Raw genomic sequence first — 1491 nt, 5'->3', positions numbered from 1 at the left:
GATGCCGCGCTGCGCGCCACCCTGCCGCATGTGCCGGCCCTGGGCTGGACCCGGGCGGCCCTGCGGGCCGGGCTGGTGGATCTCGGCGAACCGGCGGAGGCCGCTGAATGGCTCTTCCCGCGCGGCGCCACGGGCATGGTGGAGGCTTTCAGCGACCTGGCGGATCGCGGGGCGGTGGAGGCCGCCGGGCCGCTGGAGTCGCTGCGCACCGGCCCGCGCATCCGGGCCCTGCTGGCGGCCCGGCTGCAATGGCTGGAACCCTGGCGGGAGGCTGAGCGCCGCGCCGTGGCGCTGCTGGCGCTGCCCTGGAACGCGGGCATCGCCGCCCGCGTGGCCGGCCGCACCGCCGATGCGCTCTGGCTGGCGGCGGGCGATACTTCCACGGACTTCTCCCGCCATACCCGCCGGCTGACCCTGGCGGCCATTCATGTGGCGACGCTGGCCTTCTGGCTGCGGCAGCCGCAGCCGGCGATGGAGGATGTGCTGGCCTTCCTGGACCGGCGGCTGGCGGACCTGTCCCGCTTGCAGCGCCGACCTGCCCCGCGAGGTTGAAGCTTGATCTTGACCAGTGCCCGCAAGTCACTGTGCGAATGGAACTTTGTAGGATGCAGCAAGGCTTCGCAAGACCGGGCCTGATGGTGTAAAAGCGGCGCGGGGGAGTTCTTTCCGCCTTCCGCTCGCAACCTTTGGGGGATTCCGGTCGCGATGAAGTTTGTTCGTATTCTGGCCGCTGGCCTCACCGCCGTCGTGGTGGCCACCCCGGTGCTGGCCGATACCTGCCTGCAGCCGGTCGAGCGCACCGCCATGGAAGTGCGGGCGCTGCAGAGCCAGCTGATGGTTGCCGCCCTGGCCTGCAACAAGACCGACCAGTACAATGCCTTCGTGACGCGCAACCAGCGTGACCTGGGCGATGCCTACAAGTCCGTGACCTCGCACTTCAAGCGCCTCCACGGCAATGTGCAGGGCCAGAAGCAGCTCGATATCTACATCACGCAGCTGGCCAATGCGCAGTCCCAGGACGGCATCGACCAGGGCTCCTTCTTCTGCACCAATGTGGCGCCGCTGTTCCAGCAGGCGCTGGCGCAGCAGGGCGGACTGGCGACGCTGGCCTCGCTCTCCACGCAGAGCAATATCGTGATCCCTTATGGCCTGGACACCTGCTCCGGCGCCACGGCGGCCTCGGCGCCGGCCAAGGCGGCGGCTCCGGCCCGCCGCGCCAGCCGGGCGCGCACCGCCAGCCGCTGAGCGGGCCGGCTTCACCGACCAGGATCAAGGGCGCCGTGAGGCGCCCTTTTTTCGTGCCGGGTTTTCCTTGCCCTGGCGCCGCATGGCATGGCGCCCAAAACGAAAAGGGGCGCCTTGCGGCACCCCTTCCGTAACCCAGCCTCGGCCGGGCGGCGAACCGCCCGGCTGATCGGCCTGCGGATTAGCGCAGGACGATCTCGACGCGGCGGTTCTGCGGCTCACGCACGCCATCGGCCGTGGCGACCA

The 1491-nt window shown here is 70.2% G+C and carries 2 protein-coding genes; both read left to right on the top strand.

Annotated features, from left to right (window positions below; genetic code table 11):
* On the top strand, positions 1-552 hold a 552-nt coding region (locus IBL25_RS26075), incomplete at its 5' end, for a COQ9 family protein (RefSeq protein WP_187781339.1).
* 153 nt (positions 553-705) lie between these two features.
* Positions 706-1245, top strand: a complete 540-nt coding sequence (locus IBL25_RS26070; RefSeq protein ID WP_187781338.1) for a hypothetical protein — start codon at positions 706-708, stop codon at positions 1243-1245.
* Positions 1246-1491 lie beyond the last annotated feature (246 nt).

The organism is Pseudoroseomonas ludipueritiae (assembly GCF_014490445.1).
Classification (GTDB): Bacteria; Pseudomonadota; Alphaproteobacteria; order Acetobacterales; family Acetobacteraceae; genus Pseudoroseomonas; species Pseudoroseomonas ludipueritiae.
This window is presented reverse-complemented; position numbering and strand designations above follow the sequence as displayed.